Consider the following 16,545-nt stretch of genomic DNA (forward strand, 5'->3'; position numbering starts at 1 on the left):
CGGTCAGCCGGCGGCGGAGCTGCTTTCCCGGATGAGGAGCGTGTGCTCGACGACGACCCTCTCCGGTCGCCGGGGCTCTCCGGGGTCGTCGGTGGAAGCGCCGCGACGGGCCGTCACCGCCGCCACCAACAGACGCACCGCCTCGCCGGCCAGGGTCGACTTGTCCGGGGCGATGGTGGTCAGGCTGGGCACGGCGTACCGCCCGGGGGCGATGTCGTCGAACCCGACCACCGCCACGTCCTCGGGGACCCGGACCCCGGCGTCGTGCAGGGCCCGCATCGCGCCCAGCGCGAGCAGGTCGTTCATGCACAGGAGCGCGTCGGGCGGCCGGGGGCCGGCGATGAGCTCGGCGGCGAGTTCGGCCCCGTCCGACCAGTGGAAGGCCTCGGCCGGTCGCACCAGCGCGGGGTCGAGGGACATACCGCGGGCCTCCAGCGCCTCCCGGTGGCCCCGGGTTCGCAGCTCCGCGGTTCCGGCCGGGCCCGGTGGGCGCCCGCCCACCACCGCGATCCGGGTCCGTCCACCGTCGAGGAGGTGTTCGGTCGCCTCCCGGGCGGCGGCCACGTTGTCGATGGCGACGTGGTCGTGCCGGACCGCGTGCGGCACCTCGCCCAGGAGCACCACCGGCAGGCGGGATCCGTGGGCCTGGAGCGCGGCGTCGTCCATCGCGAGCGGGCTGAGGATCACCCCGTCGACGAAGTCGGCCCCGAACCCGTCGAGGGCGGACTCCTCCCTCTCGCGCCGGGCCTCGCTCTGGTGGACCAGGACGGTGCGCGAGCGGCGTTCGGCCTCACGGATGACCAGGTCGGCGAGCTCGGCGAAGTAGCCGAGGTCGAGTTCGGGCACGGCCAGCGCGATCACACCCGTCTCGCCGCGACGCAGGTGACGCCCGGCCAGGTTGACCCGGTACCCCAGTTCCTCGATGGCCGCCTCCACCGCGGCGCGCGTGGCGGGCCTGACGTGGGGATGGTCGTTGATGACGTTGGAAACCGTCTTCTCCGAGACCCCCGCTCGACGCGCGACGTCCTTGATGCGTGGCCTCGTACCCACGTCCACCTCCGTTCGACAGCACCCTGGACCGTACCGAACCCGCGTCCCACCCCGGTACGAAACCGGGATCGGCAGCCCTCTCGACCTCCGTTTCCGGGTATTTACATCGATGTAAAAGTATGCTCCCATATCCGTGACGCCAGTCACAGAGCCACCGCGCAGCAAGGAGAACCCGTGCCGACGCAGATCCAGCCGCCGCACGAGGAGGGGCCCACGGCCCCGCCCCGCCCCGAGTACCCCCGCCCGCAGTTCACCCGCCCCGACTGGCTGTGCCTGAACGGCGCCTGGGACTTCGAGGTCGACCGCGGGGACAGCGGTCTGGAACGCGGACTACGGGAGGCCGAACTCTCCGGCACCATCACCGTGCCCTTCTGCCCGGAGTCCGAGCTGTCCGGAGTGGGCGACACCGACTTCCTGGAGGCGGTCTGGTACCGGCGCACCGTCCGCGTCCCCGAGGCCTGGGCCGGCAAGCGCGCCCTGTTGCACTTCCAGGCCGTGGACCACGACACCACCGTGTGGGTCAACGGAGTGGAGGTGGCCCGCCACCGCGGCGGTTTCACCCCCTTCACCGCGGACCTGGCCGGGATCGCCGCTCCGGGCGAGGACGCCGTGATCGTCGTGCGCGCCCGCGACAGCAGGCACGGCCACCAGGCCCGCGGCAAGCAGGCCACCTGGTACGAGAACTCCGGCTGCCACTACACGCGCACCACCGGGATCTGGCAGACCGTGTGGATGGAACCGGTCCCCGACGCGCACCTGAGGCGCCCGCACATCACCCCCGACCTGGCCAACGGGGCCTTCCACGTGCGCCTGCCGTTGTCCCGGACCGGCCGTGGACTGCGGGTCCGCGCCACCCTCGAAGACGGGGACGGGGAGGTCGCCGTGGCCGAGGTCCGCGCCGACCTCGACGTCGCGCCCCGGGTGACGTTGACGGTCCCGGAGGAGCGACGACGCATCTGGGCTCCGCAGGACCCCCACCTGTACACCCTGCGTCTGGAGCTGCTCGACGCCGACGGCGAGGTCGTGGACCGGGCCGGATCGTACGCGGGCCTGCGCTCGGTCTCCATCGAGGGCAAGGCGATCCTGATCAACGGCCGCCGCGTCTTCCAACGGCTGGTTCTGGACCAGGGCTACTACCCCGACGGGCTGATGACCGCCCCCGACGACGCGGCGTTGGTGCGCGACATCGAACTGGGGCTGCGGGCCGGGTTCAACGGAGCCCGCCTGCACCAGAAGGTCTTCGAGGAGAGGTTCCTCTACCACGCGGACCGGCTCGGCTACCTCGTGTGGGGCGAGTTCGGCGACTGGGGGTGCGCGACCGAAGGCCCGGCCGCCCTCGACAACCAACGCCCGGACGCCTCCTACGTCACCCAGTGGCTGGAGGCCGTGGAGCGCGACCACTCCCACCCGAGCATCGTGGGCTGGTGCCCCCTCAACGAGACCTTCCAGCGGCTGCACGACCGCTTCACCGCGCTGGACGACGTCACCCGCGCGATGTTCCTCGCCACCAAGGCCATCGACCCCTCGCGTCCGGTGGTGGACGCCTCCGGCTACTCCCACCGCGTCCCCGAGACCGACGTCTACGACTCCCACAGCTACGAGCAGGACCCCGAGGCGTTCCGCGAACAGATGAGCGGGTCGGCCAAGGACGACCCCTACGTCAACCGTGGTGAGGACGGGCGCGAGTGGTCCGTGCCCTACCGCGGGCAGCCCTACTTCTGCAGCGAGTTCGGCGGGATCCGCTGGGATCCTGACACCGACGACGGCGGCGGGTCCTGGGGATACGGGGCCGGACCTCGCACCGTCGAGGAGTTCCACACCCGCTTCGAGGGGCTGACCGGCGTGCTGCTGGAAAACCCCGAGATGTTCGGTTACTGCTACACCCAGCTCACCGACGTGTTCCAGGAACGCAACGGCGTCTACCGGTTCGACCGGAGCGAGAAGCTCGACGTCGACCGGATCGCGACCGCGCAGCGTCGACCGGCCGCGTTCGAAAGCGACCCGCGAGACGACTGACCGTCCCCCGCTCCCCCTCTCCTCACCCTCTTCGACCCCCCAGGACATCTCAAGGAGGCCGACGATGTCCCTCACCCCCCACAGACCGCCACCACCGGCCGGTTCGGCTCCCCCACCCTCACGTCGCGGTGTGCTCCTGGGCGCGAGCGCCCTCGCCCTCGGCTCGGCCCTGGGAGCGACCGGCTGCTCCCCCGGTCCCGACGACGCCCGGGTGCGTTTCTGGAGCCTGTTCCAGGGCGGGGACGGCGCACGCGTGGAGACCATGTTGGAGGCGGTGCGCGAACAGGCGCCGCACCTGCGGGTCACCTCCAGCACCCTGGCGTGGGGGCCGCCGTACTACACCAAGCTTGCGGTGGCCTCGGTGGGCGGGCGCGCCCCCGAGACCGCCATCCTGCACATGTCCCGGTTGCCCGGGTACGCGCCCGGCGGCCTGCTGCAACCCTTCGACCTGGACCTCTTGGCCGAGTTCGGGGTCACCGCCGAGGACTTCGTACCCGACCTGTGGGATCGCTGCGTCCACGACGGCGCCACGTACGCGATCCCGATGGACACCCACCCGGTCGTCCTGTTCTACGACACCGAGATCGCCGAACGGGCCGGGGCGCTCGACGGCGACGGACACCTGATCGGGATGGACTCGCCGGAGGGTTTCGTGGAGGCCGCGCGGGCGCTGGCCGAGGCCGGCGGCGGCGATGGGGTCTCCTTCGGGCACGTCAACGACGACTCCCAGGGGTGGCGGCTGTTCTGGATGCTCTACAACCAGACCGGGGCCTCCCTGGAACTACCCGAGGGCGGGCCCGCCGGGCTCGACCACGAGGCGGCGCTGCGCGTGTTCGAGTTCCTCGCCGAGGCGTTCGACGGGCGGACCTCCGAACCCGGCCAGGACTATCCCACCGCCCTCGCGGCGTTCGCGTCCGGGCGTTCGGGGATGCTGATCTCCGGTGAGTGGGAGCTGCCCTACCTCATGGAGCACGTGGAGAACCTGGGGGCCGCGCCCTTCCCCACGGTGTTCGAGCAGCCGGGTTCCTACGCCGACTCGCACGCGTTCGTACTACCCCGCCAGAGTGACACGGACCCCGAGCGGACACGCGCCACCCACGAGTTCGTGGCGTTGATGGTGCGCAACAGCCTGACCTGGGGCGAGGCCGGGCACATCCCCGCCTACTCCCCGGTGGCCGAGTCCCCGGAGTACCAGGGGTTGTCGCCGCAGTCGGACTACGCGGTGGCCGGTGAGACCCCGGTGCTGGACCCCGAGGTGTGGTTCGCGGGCGCCGGTTCGCAGTTCCACACGGACGTGAGCCAGACCCTGCGCACCGCGCTCACCGGAAGTGGTCCCGAGGCGGCGCTGGAGGAACTCGGTCGCACGCTGGACTCCTGGGCCTCCCGTACCGACCCCGGAGGTGCCTGATGAGCGCCCTCACCGACTCCCCCGTCCGTTCCGAAACCGGCGCCGGGCCACCGCCGCCCCCGCCCGGTGCCCTGGCCCGCGCCCGGCGACGCTTCGCCGATTCGCCCCTGGTCTTCCTGGCGCCGTTCCTGCTGGTGTACGCGGTGTTCCTGGTCTGGCCGTTGCTGAGCGGCCTGTGGATGAGCTTCACCGACATCGCCCTCAACGGGGCGGGCGGCGCGTTCGTCGGCCTGGACAACTACGCCGAGGTCTTGGGCGACCCACTGGTGTGGCGGACCCTGGGCAACACCGTCCTGTTCACCCTCATCACCACGGTCCCCCTCGTGGTGGTCGCGTTGACCATGGCGGTCCTGGTGCACACGGGGCTGCCCGGGCAGTGGCTGTGGCGGCTGTCGTTCTTCCTGCCGTTCCTGCTGCCGGTGGCCACCGTGGGGCTGGTGTGGAAGTTCCTGTACGTGGAGGACTTCGGGCTGTTCAACAGCGTGCTGGGCCTGTTCGGGATGGAAGGGCTGGGCTGGCTGACCGACGAGGGCGTGGCGATGTGGTCGGTGGCCCTGACCACGGTGTGGTGGACGGTCGGATTCAACTTCCTGCTGTACCTGGCCGCCCTGCAGTCGGTCCCCGACCACCTGTACGAGGCGGCGGCCCTGGACGGCGCGGGGGCGTGGGCCCGACTGTGGTTCGTCACCCTTCCCCGGTTGCGAGGCACCACGTTGGTCGTACTGCTGTTGCAGATGCTGGCCTCGCTGAAGGTCTTCGACCAGATCTACCTGCTGACCGGGGGCGGCCCGGGCGACTCGACACGCTCACTGCTGCTCTACATCTACGACGTGGGGTTCACCGGCTACCGGTTCGGATACGGCGCCGCCGTCTCCTACCTGTTCCTGGTGCTGGTCCTGGGCGTCGCCGCGTTCCAACTGTGGATCAGCGCGCGGAGGAGGGGCTGACATGGACATGCGGAGTGTTCGTTCGACGCGGCGGGCCGAGAGGGTCCGCGATCGGGCCCGACAGCGCGACCTGATCCTGGGTGGTGGACGCGGGCCGCGGGTCGTGGCCATGGCGGTGCTGGTGGTCCTCGCGGTGCTGTGGCTCCTCCCCATGGTGTGGTCGCTGATCACCTCGTTCAAGACCGAGGGCGACGCGGTGGCGTTGCCGCCGACCCTGGTCCCCGAGGGAGGGTTCACCTTCGAGCAGTACGCAAACCTGTTCGCGGCGGGCAACATCCAGATGTGGTTGTTCAACAGCCTGGTCATCGCCGTGCTGGTCACGCTGTTCACGATCGTGGTGGCGGCGCCGGCGGCGTTCGCGATGTCGCGGATGGACTTTCGGGGGCGCTGGGCGTTGATGGCCTTCACGATCGTGGCGATCGTGGTGCCGCCGCAGTTGCTGATCGTGCCACTGTTCCAGCAGATGGTGTCGTTGGACCTGGTCGACACCTACGCGGCGGTCATCCTGCCGCAGTTGGTGGCGCCGATCATCGTGTTCGTGTTGAAGCGGTTCTTCGACGCGGTACCACGCGAGCTGGACGAGGCGGCCCGCATGGACGGGGCGTCGTATTGGAGGCTGTTCACCTCGGTGATCCTGCCGCTGTCCCGGCCGATCCTCGCGGCGGTGTCGATCTTCGTGTTCATCACCGCCTGGAACAACTACCTGTGGCCCTTCATCGTCACGACCGACCCGGCCCTGATGACGCTGCCGGTGGGCATTCCGAACATCCTGGACTCCTACGGGACGTTCTACGCCTCCCAGTTGGCGGCCTCGATGGTCGCGGCGGCGCCGATGGTGGTCGTGTTCATGCTGTTCCAGCGACAGATCGTCAACAGCGTGGCCACGACGGGCATGGGCGGCCAGTAGCCGGTATAGGGAGCGCACCGGTCACCGAGCCTGGGCCGCCGTCGGGTTCAAAGGACACCCTTGGTGGCGACGAGGATCACCAGGAGCGGCACCAGACGATCGCCGGGAACGACGTAGTGGCCGCGGCGGCGGGTGGTGAGCCAACCGGCCGAGGCCAACTGGTTGACGTGGTGGTAGATCTGGCCGGTGGTGCCGAAGCCCTCTTGTTCCTTGAGTTCGGCGACGGTGGAGATCCCCGACCACACGGCCCGCAGGATGTTGAGCCGGACGGGGTTGCCCAAGGCGTCCAAGCCGGCGGCGAGGGAGGCCCAGTCGAGTTCGGCGAGCTTGTCGACGCCGAGGCCGTACTGCCATTCGACGGGTCCCTCCTCGGTTTCGAGGTGGCCCGCGTAGAACACCGATCCGCCTCGGGGCCCGTGCTCCTTGAGGGTCTCCAGAACCCGGAGGGTCTCGGTCGCGGAGGGCTCGCCCCTCGGTCCGGTGGCGGCCTCGGGACGCCGTTCCAGCTCGGCGACCCGTGCTTCCAGGTCGGCGAGGCGTTGCTCGGTGGATCTCTGGCTCACGCGCCCAGCCTACCGAAGGCTACGGGATTACGTAAGAACGAACTATGGGCTCGGACAGACCCGCCCGACTTTGCCCGATCCAGAGCAACCGGTTCCGTCCCCGTGACGGCGCGTATCCCATGATGAAGGGGCGGTCCAGGCAGCCGCTCGCCCCTTGTCCACCCGAGGTTTCGTCCCCAGCGGCCCGCCCACGGCCCGTCGAACGACCGGTAAGGAGCATCACATGCGCGCAGCCAACGGTTGGCGGTACTTCGTCTGCATCCTGCTCGTGGTCATCGGTGCCGTCAACCTCGTCCAAGGGCTCACCGCCTTCCTCACCCCCTCCTTCTTCCTGGCCCCCGAGTCACGGCTGCTGCTGTTGGAGTACGAGGGTTGGGGCCTGCTGTTCGGCGCCTGGGGCGTGCTGATGATCGCCGCCGGCGCGGCGGTGCTGACCGGCCACACCTGGGCGCGGGCCCTCGGCGCCTTCCTGGCCTCGGTGAACGCGCTCGCCCAACTGGTCTTCCTCATCGCCATGCCGCTGTGGTCGGCGATCGTGATCGCCATCGACATCCTGATCGTCTTCGGCCTCACGGCGGCGTGGCCGACCGCCGTCCGCGAGAGCGGCGCCACAGCCGTCTACCGGGCCGGGTACCGGGCGGCTCAGGAGAAACCCGCCACCACGCCCCGGCCCACCGCCTCCCCGGAACAGGACGGACCACGCCGCCGGTCCACGAACTGACCACACCCGACCTCCGCCCCGTTCCGCCTGTTCCGGAACGGGGCGGAGACCCCACCGACGAGGGGAACAACCTGTGGACGACCCTCCGGAGCGGGTCGGGAGAACTAGAATGGGGGCATGGCCTCCCCCCTCGACGGCGCTTGGGCGCCTCCTCCCTCCGTGTCCGCCGTGGTGATGACCCACCCCGACCGCGCCGAACGGGCCTCGCTGCTCGCCGAGCGGACCGGGCTGCCAAGGGCCGGGGTGGCGACCGACCCGGAACCGGACGGGCCGCCCACCGCCTTGCGCGCCGCCCGGGTGGCGTTCGGGGCCGCCGCGCTCCACCGCACCGATCACCACCTGGTGTTGCAGGACGACGCCCGTCTCGCCGACGGGTTCGCGGGCACCCTGGGGACCATCCTGGCCGCTCACCCCGGGTCACCGGTGTCGCTGTTCGTCGAGTGGGGCTCGCGCACCGCCGTCCTGGCCCGCTGGGCGGTGTTCACCGGGGCCGGCGCGGTCCCGGTGGTCAACCCCTACGCGCCCATCGTGGCGTTGGTCCTGCCACGGGGGCTCTCCGTGGAGCTGGCGCGCTTTTTGGAGGACACCGAGCTCTCCGGTGTGCCCGGGGATCGCGCGGTTCTACGCTTCATGCGCGAGCGCGGCCTCGCCCCGTTGGTCGCGGTGCCCAACCCGGTGGAACACGAGGACCATCCGAGCCTGGTCGGCAACGACACGCAGGGGCCTCGGAGGTCGGTCTGCTTCGCCCCCGGGCCGGTGCGCCACCGTGGTGGCGTCCTGGAACCCCCCAGGGCCCTGCCGTTCCTGCGCTGGAACCTCGGCACGCCGGTGTTGGTCGACCTGGACCACGACGTCCCCGAGGCGCACCGACCACTGGCCGCGGTCCTGGCCGGTTGGGGTACCTCGGAAGAGGACCTGGCCACGGCGTTGAAGGCACACCACGGTGGCCTGTCCGGGGTGATCCCGGAGCCGTACCTGACCTCGGTCTGGCACACCGCGGTGGCCGACGGCGCGATCCTTGAGGCCCGATGGCCCGGCACGGTGGCCGGGCTGCGCACCCGGCTGACCGAACCCCTGGTGGAGGGCGCCCTGGCCACCCTGGTCCCGGGCGCCCTGCGCACCTTCGTCGACGTCGACCGACTCGCCGAGCACCGGGCCCGGGTGGTGGAGATGACCCTGTCCGCCCTGGAGTACGGGGCAGGGCACTGCCGGGTCCCCGGCGAGGAACTCTGACCGCGAACCCCGACCGTCCCCACCCCCTGCCCATCAGCGCCTCTTGACGTGCAGCCGTCCGGTCACGGCCAGTCGGTTGTAGAGGTTGATCATCGCGATGGCGGACATCAGGGCGGCGAGTTCGGTCTCGTCGAAGTGCCCGGCCGCGGCGTCGTAGGTGGCGTCGGACACCCCGTGTTCGCCCATCTCGGTCATCTCGTCGGTGAGGGCGAAGGCGGCCCGCTCGCGGGGGGTGAAGATGTCACCCGCCTCGTACCAGGTGGGCACCAGGAAGAGGCGCTGCTGCGACTCGCCCTCCTTCAGTGCCCGCCGGGTGTGCAGGTCCACGCAGTAGGCGCAGCCGTTGAGCACCGAGGAACGCAGTTTGATCAGTTCGAGCACGGTGGTGTCGAGGTGTTCGGCCAGGAGCTGGTCGACCTCGTCGAGCTTCTTGTAGACCTGCGGGACCTTCTTCCCCCAGACCACACGGTTCTCGGCCACGGGCACTACCTCCTCGGTCGAACGTCTCGTCGAAGGCGATGCTATGTCCGGGGGCGCCCCCCGAACCGTGCACCCCACGCGGAATCGCCTCGACACACGGCGACACGGGGTGGTTCCTCCGGCTCAGTCGGGGCTCTGGGCGTCGTGGGTGAGCAACGCCAACTGGATCCTTCCGCTCAGGTCCAGCTTGGTCAGGGCGCTGGACACGTGCGCCTTGACCGTTCCCATCGACATGTACAGCCGATCGGCGATCTCGGCGTTGGACAACCCCGCCGTCACCGCCTCGGCGACCTCCCGTTCCCGGACGCTGAGCAGCTCCAGGCGCGCTCGGGCCCGTTCCCCGCGACGGGGCGCCTGGGCGCCTTCGGCCGGATCCTCCCCGGCCACCCGGTCCATCAGGGTGCGCGCGACACCGGGCGAGAGCACCGGTTCACCGGCGGCGGCCCTGCGCACCGCCTCCACGATCCGTTCCGGTTCGGTGTGTTTGAGCAGGTAGCCGGCGGCCCCGGCGCGCAGCGCCCGTACCACGGTGGCGTCGGCGTCGAAGGTGGTGAGGACGAGTACCTGCGGTCCGGTACCGTCGCCCGAACGCAGTTCCTCGGTGGCCGCGATCCCGTCCACCCCCGGCATGCGCACGTCCATCAGGACCACGTCGGGACGGTGTCCGGCGACCGCGGCGTGCACCTCGGCCCCGTCCGCGGCCTCGCCCACCACCGTGATGTCACCGTCTCCGGACAGCATCATGCGCAGTCCGGAGCGGACCAGGGGGTCGTCGTCCACGAGCAGGACGCGGATCGGGGAATCGGTCGCCACTAGGTCACCTTCCGAGGTTCGTTCTCCATGCCGTCACCGGGCCGCGCGGCCTCGGCCTCCTCCGTATGGGGCCCTGAGCCCTCGCCGGCCCCCGCCGCGGGCCAGGGCAGGGCCGCGACCAGGTGGAACCACCCGTTCTCCGGGCCGTGCTCCAGACGTCCGCCGTCCAGGCGTACCCGTTCGCCCAACCCCGCCAGCCCGACCCCGGCCCCCGGGAGCTCCAGCGCCACCAGGCCCATCGGCAACACGTTGCGCACCGCCACCTCCAGCCCGCGACCCGGCGCTCCGGTCACCGCGACCGCGACCCGCGCGCCGGGGGCGTGCTTGCGGGTGTTGGTGAGTCCCTCCTGCACGACCCGGTAGGCGGTCCGCTGCACCTGTTCGCGGGGCCGATCGCTCTCGGGAAGAGCGAGGTCGAACTCGACCCGCTCCCCGGCCTCGACCACCTCCCGGACCAACCGCGACAGGTCGTCCAGGCGCGGCTGCGGTGCGGAGCGGTCCTCCTCCGGTCCCTCCCCGACCAGGTCTCCCGAGCGCAACACGTCGAGGATGTCACCGAGTTCGTCCAGCACCCGGTGGGCGTTGTCGCGGATGACCCGCATCGCCGACCCCACCTCGGCGGGCTCCAGCGGTTCGGCCTCCCCCGTCTCGGCCCGTTCCGTGCGGTAGGCCAACGCCCCGGCGTGCACGGACAGCAGCGACATCCGGTGGGCGAGGACATCGTGCATCTCCCGCGCGATCCGGCGGCGTTCCTCCACCCGCGCCGAGATCAGACGTTCCTCGTGCATCTGTCGTTCGCGGCGCACGTCCTCGCGCAGACGTTCGACCAGGCTGCGCCGGGACCGGATCGCCGTGCCCCAGGCAAGGCAGGCACTGAGCATCACGACGATCGTCACCATGGTCACGATCGCGCCCGCGGGGTAGGGCGTGACCAGCAGCACCCAGGGCAGCGACAACACCACGGCCAACAGCGTGACCGCCGCGGCCTGCACGAAGGGCCGGTAGGCCGCGAGCGAGATCAGGGCGACGACCAGCGCGCCCACCGCCGACACCGAGAACACCGAGACCAGGGTGACGCACAGGGCCACTGTGAGGGGGTGCGAGCGTCGCAGCCACAGGCCGGCGCAGGAGAGTGGCAGGAAGGCCAGGTCCAGCCACAGCACCCAGTCCGGCACCCGGTCGACGGGGTGCAGGTCCCCGCCGTAGGAGGAGAAACCCGCCAGGCCGTAGAGCACGGCGAACGCGATCAGCAGGGCGTCCACGGCCACGTCGCGGCGGCTACGGCGACTTCGGTGGTCTGGTTCCACGCCTTGCCTCCTCCCCCATGTACCGCGGCCGTCCACCCCAGGTTAGAACGGTCACCCGTCGTCGGGCCTCGATCGTGTGGCCACCGAACCCGAGGATTCGGCGAGCCCGCCTGTCCACCCGACCGGCCGTGGATGTCCGTACGGCCGATGCGCGCGGCCCGTGTCCACGACCAGCATGGAAGGCATGAAGAGCACAGACCCGCCCACGAGTGACATTCCGGCCCTGGAGCTGGACGCGTTGACCAAGACCTTCAACGAGACCCGGGCCGCGGACGGGGTGTCCCTGGCCGTCCCCCGCGGCACGATGCTGGGGTTGGTCGGCCCCAACGGCGCGGGCAAGACCACCTCGCTGTCGATGGCGGTGGGACTGTTGCGCCCGGACTCGGGGACCGCGCGGGTCCTGGGCGTGGACGTGTGGACCGACCCGGTCGGCGCCAAACGGCGCCTGGGTGTGCTCCCCGACGGTCTCTCCTTGCCGGAGCGCCTCACCGCCGGGGAGCTCCTCGACTACTGGGGGCGGCTGCGCGGTCTCGAACGGGAGCTCACCCGTACCCGGGCCGAGGAACTGCTCCAGGTGCTGGAGCTGGATCGGGCCGAAGGGGACGGGGTCCTGGTCGCCGAGTACTCCACCGGTATGCGCAAGAAGATCGGGCTGGCCACGGCGTTGCTGCACGCGCCGGAGGTCCTGGTCCTGGACGAGCCGTACGAGGCCGTGGACCCGGTGTCGGCGCGGGTGCTGACCGCCATCCTGCGCCGGTTCACCGACGGCGGCGGGACCGTCGTCATCTCCAGCCACGTCATGGCGCTGGTCGAGCAGCTCACCGACCGGGTGTCGATCATCGCCGACGGTCGGGTGCTGGCCGACGGCACCCTCTCCGAGGTGCGGGGGACGGACGCGACCCTGGAGGACACCTTCGTGCGGCTGGTCGGAGCGCGCGAGGTCGGAGAGGGGGACCTGGCGTGGTTGAGCTCCTGATCCGACTCAAGTTCACCCTGGGCCGGCACACCAAGAGCGGTACCCGGTGGCTGACGGTGATCCTGCTCGTGGGCGGCACCGCCTCCACCTGGTTCCTGGCCGTGGCCGCCGCCTCGGACGCCGTGCGGTCGAGTCTGCTGATGCTGGCCCTGGCGGTGTGGGCGGGCTCGTGGATCCTGGGCCCGACCATCACCAACGGGGTGGGGGTACTGCGCTCGCAGTACTTCACCCTCCTGCCGCTGGACCGCGACCGGGTGGGCATGGGCCTGCTGGTGACCATGTTCGCCGGGTTCGGGCCGGCGATGACGCTGGTGTCCGCCGCCGCCCTGGTCTGGCACGCCCATGCCTCGGATCCGGCGACCCTCTTCCTGGGGCTGCTGGGCATGCTGGCGCTGGTGGTGTTCTCGGTCTCCCTGGGCCGACTGGTGTTCCGGGCGCTGGGCGCCGCGATGCACTCACGGATCGGGATGGAGATCGCCTCGCTCCAGTGGGGTCTGATCGTCGCCGGGCTGTTCTTCGGCTGGGTGGCGGTCCAGCCGGCGTTCGTCGCGGCGGGGGCCCTCACCGAGAGGGGCTTCGGAGGAACGACCGCGACGGTCCTGGCCGTGCTGCCCACCTCCTGGCCGGTGCTGGCCGTGGACGCGGCGACCGCGGGTTCGTGGAGCGCCGCCTTCGCGTGGCTGGGCGCGTTCGCGCTGTTGACCGTGGTGACGGTGCTGGTCACCGGGCGTCTGCTGGCGCCGAGCGTGTCCACGCGTGGGGTGCGCCGGCGCTCCCGTCCCCTGGGCTCCGGGGTCCTGGAGCGCCGGCGGTCGTTGCTGCCCGACACCCCGATGGGCGCGGTGGTCGGCAAGGAGCTGCGCTCCTGGTGGCGGGACCCCTGGCGCGGCCTGGAACTGAGGGCGGCCCTGTACGCGGGCCTGTTCATCGGTCTGTTGGGGCTGCTCACCGACATCCCCCAGGTCATGCTGTTCTCCGGGGTGTTCGCGGTGCTCATCATGGGCATGGGCGGGGCGAACATGTACGGGCACGACGGAACGGCCCTGTGGCTCACGGTGGTCGGTCAGGACCACGACACCCTCCGCGCCGACGTGCGCGGCAGACAGATCGCCATCGCCGTGCTCATCGCCCCGCCGGCGACCCTGCTGAGCGCGGCGGCCATCGTCGTCTCCGGTGAGTACTGGGCGGTCCCCTACGTGCTCGCCTGTCTGCTGGTGTTCGTCGGGGTGAGCAACGGGTTGGCGTCCCTGCTGTCGGTGGTGACCGTGACCCCGGGCGTCGACCCCCACAAACGCGTGGACGCCAACGACACCGGTGACAACCAGGTGCAGGTGTGGATCATGCTGCTCGCCGTCCCGCCGCTGTCGTCGCCGACCCTGGCGGTCCTGGTGTGGGGGGCGTTCCAGGGGGCGCCGTGGTGGTCGGTGCCGGTGGCCCTGCTCAACGGGGTCCTGGCCGCCTGGCTGCTGGGGCGGGTCGCCCACCGAAGGTTGGCGGGCCGGCTGCCGGAGACCTTCACCCGGATCCGCTACGGCAAGGAGATCGCGCGACAGTCGCTGTCCATGACCGGGGGCGGTCTGCTCGACCGGCTGGAACGCGGCGCGTTGGCCACCAACGAGGAGATCAAGCCGACCGGTTCCTGAGCGGGCTCCGTCGGCGGGTGAGCGGTAGTGCCAGGGCCAGACCCACGCCGGCCACCAACGCGGCGACGAACGGTACCAGCCCTGTCCCATGGGCGATGGCCGTGCCGCCCACCGCCCCGCCGAGCGCGGCACCCACGTACACGGCGCTGCTGAGCACGGCCAGGACCCGGGTCGCCGTGCGGGCTTCCACTCGATCGAGCACCAGGGCCTGCAGGGTGGGCGGCAGCGCCCAGGCCGCGGCCGACCAGCACACCAGCAGTGCACCGGTCACCACGACGTGCACCGGCGCGAGGAGCCAGAGCAGCGCGAGCGCCACCATGGTCAGGCAGAACACCCCACCCGCCAGGAAGAACGTGGCTCGGGGCCCGGACCGGTCCACCAGCCGTCCCGAGTACCGGGTGCCCAGGAGCCCGCCCACCCCGGAGACGACCAGTAGTACGGCCAGGTCCCGGGGTTCGACCTCGGACAGGCCGGCCAGGAAGGGCGCCAGGTAGGTCTGGAACCCCAGGTTGCCGGCCACCACCAGCACGGTGACCATGAGCAGCCCCATCAGGACCGGGTCGAGACGGAACCGTCCGGGGGCGCTCTCGTCGGGCTCCTTCGGTACGGGGTCGGTCTCGGGGAGGCCCCATGCGATCAGCGTCAGGGCGGCCAGCCCCAGCAGCCCGCAGAACACGAAGGTGGCGCGCCAATCGGCCACGGCCCCGATCCAGGTCCCGGTGGGCACCCCGATCAACACCGCCCCGGTCAGTCCGGTCATCACCGTGGCCAGATAGCGGCCTCGTTCGCCTTCGGGGGCGCCGCTGCTCGCCGCGGCCAGGGCCAGGGGCAGGACCACCGCGGCGGCCAGGGCCGCGACCACTCTCAGCACCATGAGGGTCACGTGGTCGTCCACTCCGAGGACGGCCAGGTTGGCCAGGACGAACACCGCCAGCGCGACCATGAGGGCACGGCGTCGAGAGGTGTGGACCAGGGCGACCGCCCACAGCGGCGCGGTGAGCGCGTACACGAGCGAGTACACCGTCACCAGTTGGCCGGCGGCGGTTTCGGAGACCCCGGTGTCGGCGGCCAGGGCGGGCAGGACCCCGATGATGACGAAGTCGTCGGTCTGCACGGTGAAGGCGGCCAGGGCGAGGGCGAGAAGCCAGAGGGGTGGGGTTCGCATAGAATAAAGGTAACACTTGTTACCCTAATGCTGTGTGCCAGAGTGTGGGGATCAAGGAGGTGCGCATGCCGCGCAGGGCCGACCCCGCACGACGCCGCGAGGTACTGGACGCCGTCATCGACCAGCTCGCGCACACCGGGGTCACCGGGTTCACGTTGCGCGGCCTCGCCCAGGGCCTGGGGCAGAGCACACGCGTGCTCACCCATCATTTCGCCGACAGGGAGGCCCTGGTCACGGCGGTGTTGGAGCGCCTGGACGAACGTCAGCACAGGGCCCTGCTCGACACCGGGGGTTGGGAGGACCCGACGGTCCCGATCGGTGACATCGTCCGGTCGGCGTGGCGGCGCAACCTGGTCGACGAACGCGCCATGACCCGGCTCATCCGCGAGATCGAAGGGCTGGCCGCCGCCGAACGCCTGCCCGTTTCCGGTATGGGCTTCGTGCGCGGACGGGCGGAGTTCGTCGCCTCCTGCCTGACCCTGCGAGGAGTCCCCGGAGGCCGGGCCTCGCACCTGGCCACCCTCCTGAACGCGGCCTTCTCCGGCCTACAGACCGATCACCTGATCACCGGCGACGTCGAACGCGTGGAGTCGGCCCTGGACGAGCTGTGCGCCTGGATCGACGCCCAGGCACCCGCCCTCAGTTAAAGGATCGATCCTTCGCACTCTCGGTCGTCTGGGCCGCCTCGACCCGGACCTTCTCGAAGACCGGGGCCAGTCCGTCCAGGAACGCGGTGAGCGCCAGCTCGAAGCTGTCCTCGTCGATCTCCGCGGCGACCTCGGCCAGCCGGTGGGCCTGGGAGAGGTTCGGATAACGGTCCTGGTAGACACGCGCGTCGTCGTCGAACCCGCGCGCGAAGGAGTTGGTGGCGGCGCCCACGACCAGGTACTTGGTGGAGGCGCCGATCATCGTGGCGAAGCGCGGCGGCCATCCGGCGCCCACCAGTCCCCCGTGGACCGCGTCGGCGCGGCGCAGCGCCTCCTCCCGACGCCCGGGCCCGGAGGCGATCACCGGCAGCAGGTTCGGGTGCTCGGCCAACGCCGCGCGGTAGGAACGGGCCCAGGCGATCAACCCGGCGCGCCAGTCCCCGCCCTCGAACTCGCTGACGTCCACGTGCGCCATGACCTCGTTGGCGACGTCGCTGAGCAGCTCCTCCTTGGTGCGGTAGTGGCTGTACAGCGAGGCGGCCTGGACGTCCAACTCCTGGGCGATCCTGCGCATGGAGAGTTTCTCCAGGCCATCTCGGTCGATGAGCGTCAGCGCGACCTGCCGGATGGCCGGCTTGCTCAGAAGCGGAGTCTTGGGTCGGGCCACGG

General features: G+C 71.0%; 16 protein-coding genes. 9 read left to right on the forward strand and 7 right to left on the reverse strand.

The annotated features are described in order from the left end of the window. Positions 1 to 3 precede the first annotated feature (3 nt). Positions 4 to 1,050, reverse strand: coding sequence for a LacI family DNA-binding transcriptional regulator (locus ABZ717_RS17605; RefSeq protein ID WP_358511389.1), 1,047 nt, complete (start codon positions 1,048 to 1,050; stop codon positions 4 to 6). Between the two features lie 174 nt (positions 1,051 to 1,224). Between ABZ717_RS17605 and ABZ717_RS17610 the strand changes: the two genes are divergently transcribed. The 4 genes from ABZ717_RS17610 (at position 1,225) to ABZ717_RS17625 (ending at position 6,328) form a co-directional block, all read left to right on the forward strand. Next, a complete protein-coding gene (locus ABZ717_RS17610) occupies positions 1,225 to 3,066 on the forward strand; it encodes a sugar-binding domain-containing protein (protein WP_358511392.1) in 1,842 nt (613 codons plus the stop codon). A gap of 64 nt (positions 3,067 to 3,130) precedes the next feature. Beyond that, on the forward strand, positions 3,131 to 4,474 hold the full coding sequence (locus ABZ717_RS17615; RefSeq protein WP_358511395.1) for an extracellular solute-binding protein: 1,344 nt from the start codon (positions 3,131 to 3,133) through the stop codon (positions 4,472 to 4,474). Next, positions 4,474 to 5,421, forward strand: a complete 948-nt coding sequence (locus tag ABZ717_RS17620; protein WP_358511398.1) for a sugar ABC transporter permease — start codon at positions 4,474 to 4,476, stop codon at positions 5,419 to 5,421. Before ABZ717_RS17615 ends, ABZ717_RS17620 begins: the two co-directional genes overlap by 1 nt. 1 nt (position 5,422) lies before the next feature. After that, a complete protein-coding gene (locus tag ABZ717_RS17625) occupies positions 5,423 to 6,328 on the forward strand; it encodes a carbohydrate ABC transporter permease (RefSeq protein WP_358511401.1) in 906 nt (301 codons plus the stop codon). 47 nt (positions 6,329 to 6,375) lie between these two features. On the opposite strand, the gene ABZ717_RS17630 is transcribed toward ABZ717_RS17625, so the two are convergent. Beyond that, positions 6,376 to 6,891: an ArsR family transcriptional regulator gene (locus tag ABZ717_RS17630; protein WP_358511404.1), complete on the reverse strand. Its 516-nt coding sequence runs from the start codon at positions 6,889 to 6,891 to the stop codon at positions 6,376 to 6,378. Between the two features lie 223 nt (positions 6,892 to 7,114). On the opposite strand from ABZ717_RS17630, the gene ABZ717_RS17635 reads away from it, so the two are divergent. Continuing rightward, on the forward strand, positions 7,115 to 7,612 hold the full coding sequence (locus tag ABZ717_RS17635; RefSeq protein WP_358511406.1) for a hypothetical protein: 498 nt from the start codon (positions 7,115 to 7,117) through the stop codon (positions 7,610 to 7,612). A 117-nt stretch (positions 7,613 to 7,729) separates the two neighbouring features. Next, a complete protein-coding gene (locus tag ABZ717_RS17640; RefSeq protein ID WP_358511408.1) occupies positions 7,730 to 8,845 on the forward strand; it encodes a hypothetical protein in 1,116 nt (371 codons plus the stop codon). Positions 8,846 to 8,878: 33 nt separating this feature from the next. Here ABZ717_RS17640 and ABZ717_RS17645 read toward each other — a convergent pair whose 3' ends face one another. From ABZ717_RS17645 to ABZ717_RS17655, 3 genes are all read right to left on the reverse strand, one after another. After that, entirely contained in the window at positions 8,879 to 9,325 is a 447-nt protein-coding gene (locus tag ABZ717_RS17645) for a carboxymuconolactone decarboxylase family protein (protein WP_358511410.1), read from the reverse strand. Between the two features lie 123 nt (positions 9,326 to 9,448). Further along, the gene (locus ABZ717_RS17650; RefSeq protein WP_358511412.1) at positions 9,449 to 10,138 is read right to left on the reverse strand and encodes a response regulator transcription factor; all 690 of its coding nucleotides are present in this window, start codon (positions 10,136 to 10,138) and stop codon (positions 9,449 to 9,451) included. Continuing rightward, positions 10,138 to 11,445 carry a histidine kinase gene (locus tag ABZ717_RS17655; RefSeq protein WP_358511414.1) on the reverse strand — a complete coding sequence of 436 codons (1,308 nt, stop codon included), beginning with the start codon at positions 11,443 to 11,445 and terminating at the stop codon, positions 10,138 to 10,140. Before ABZ717_RS17655 ends, ABZ717_RS17650 begins: the two co-directional genes overlap by 1 nt. A gap of 184 nt (positions 11,446 to 11,629) precedes the next feature. Here ABZ717_RS17655 and ABZ717_RS17660 point away from each other — a divergent pair, with 184 nt between their 5' ends. Further along, a complete protein-coding gene (locus tag ABZ717_RS17660; protein WP_358511416.1) occupies positions 11,630 to 12,421 on the forward strand; it encodes an ABC transporter ATP-binding protein in 792 nt (263 codons plus the stop codon). Next, a complete protein-coding gene (locus ABZ717_RS17665) occupies positions 12,406 to 14,064 on the forward strand; it encodes a hypothetical protein (protein WP_358511418.1) in 1,659 nt (552 codons plus the stop codon). The genes ABZ717_RS17660 and ABZ717_RS17665 overlap by 16 nt, the downstream gene beginning before the upstream one ends. Here ABZ717_RS17665 and ABZ717_RS17670 read toward each other — a convergent pair. Further along, positions 14,045 to 15,229, reverse strand: a complete 1,185-nt coding sequence (locus tag ABZ717_RS17670) for an MFS transporter (RefSeq protein ID WP_358511419.1) — start codon at positions 15,227 to 15,229, stop codon at positions 14,045 to 14,047. The genes ABZ717_RS17665 and ABZ717_RS17670 overlap by 20 nt on opposite strands. A 65-nt stretch (positions 15,230 to 15,294) precedes the next feature. Between ABZ717_RS17670 and ABZ717_RS17675 the strand changes: the two genes are divergently transcribed. Then, the gene (locus ABZ717_RS17675; protein ID WP_358511549.1) at positions 15,295 to 15,876 is read left to right on the forward strand and encodes a TetR/AcrR family transcriptional regulator; all 582 of its coding nucleotides are present in this window, start codon (positions 15,295 to 15,297) and stop codon (positions 15,874 to 15,876) included. Here ABZ717_RS17675 and ABZ717_RS17680 read toward each other — a convergent pair. Next, positions 15,869 to 16,543, reverse strand: coding sequence for a TetR/AcrR family transcriptional regulator C-terminal domain-containing protein (locus tag ABZ717_RS17680; RefSeq protein ID WP_358511422.1), 675 nt, complete (start codon positions 16,541 to 16,543; stop codon positions 15,869 to 15,871). The genes ABZ717_RS17675 and ABZ717_RS17680 overlap by 8 nt on opposite strands. Between the last annotated feature and the right edge of the window lie 2 nt (positions 16,544 to 16,545).

It is taken from the genome of Nocardiopsis sp. NPDC006832, from assembly GCF_040635885.1.
Lineage (GTDB): Bacteria > Actinomycetota > Actinomycetes > Streptosporangiales > Streptosporangiaceae > Nocardiopsis.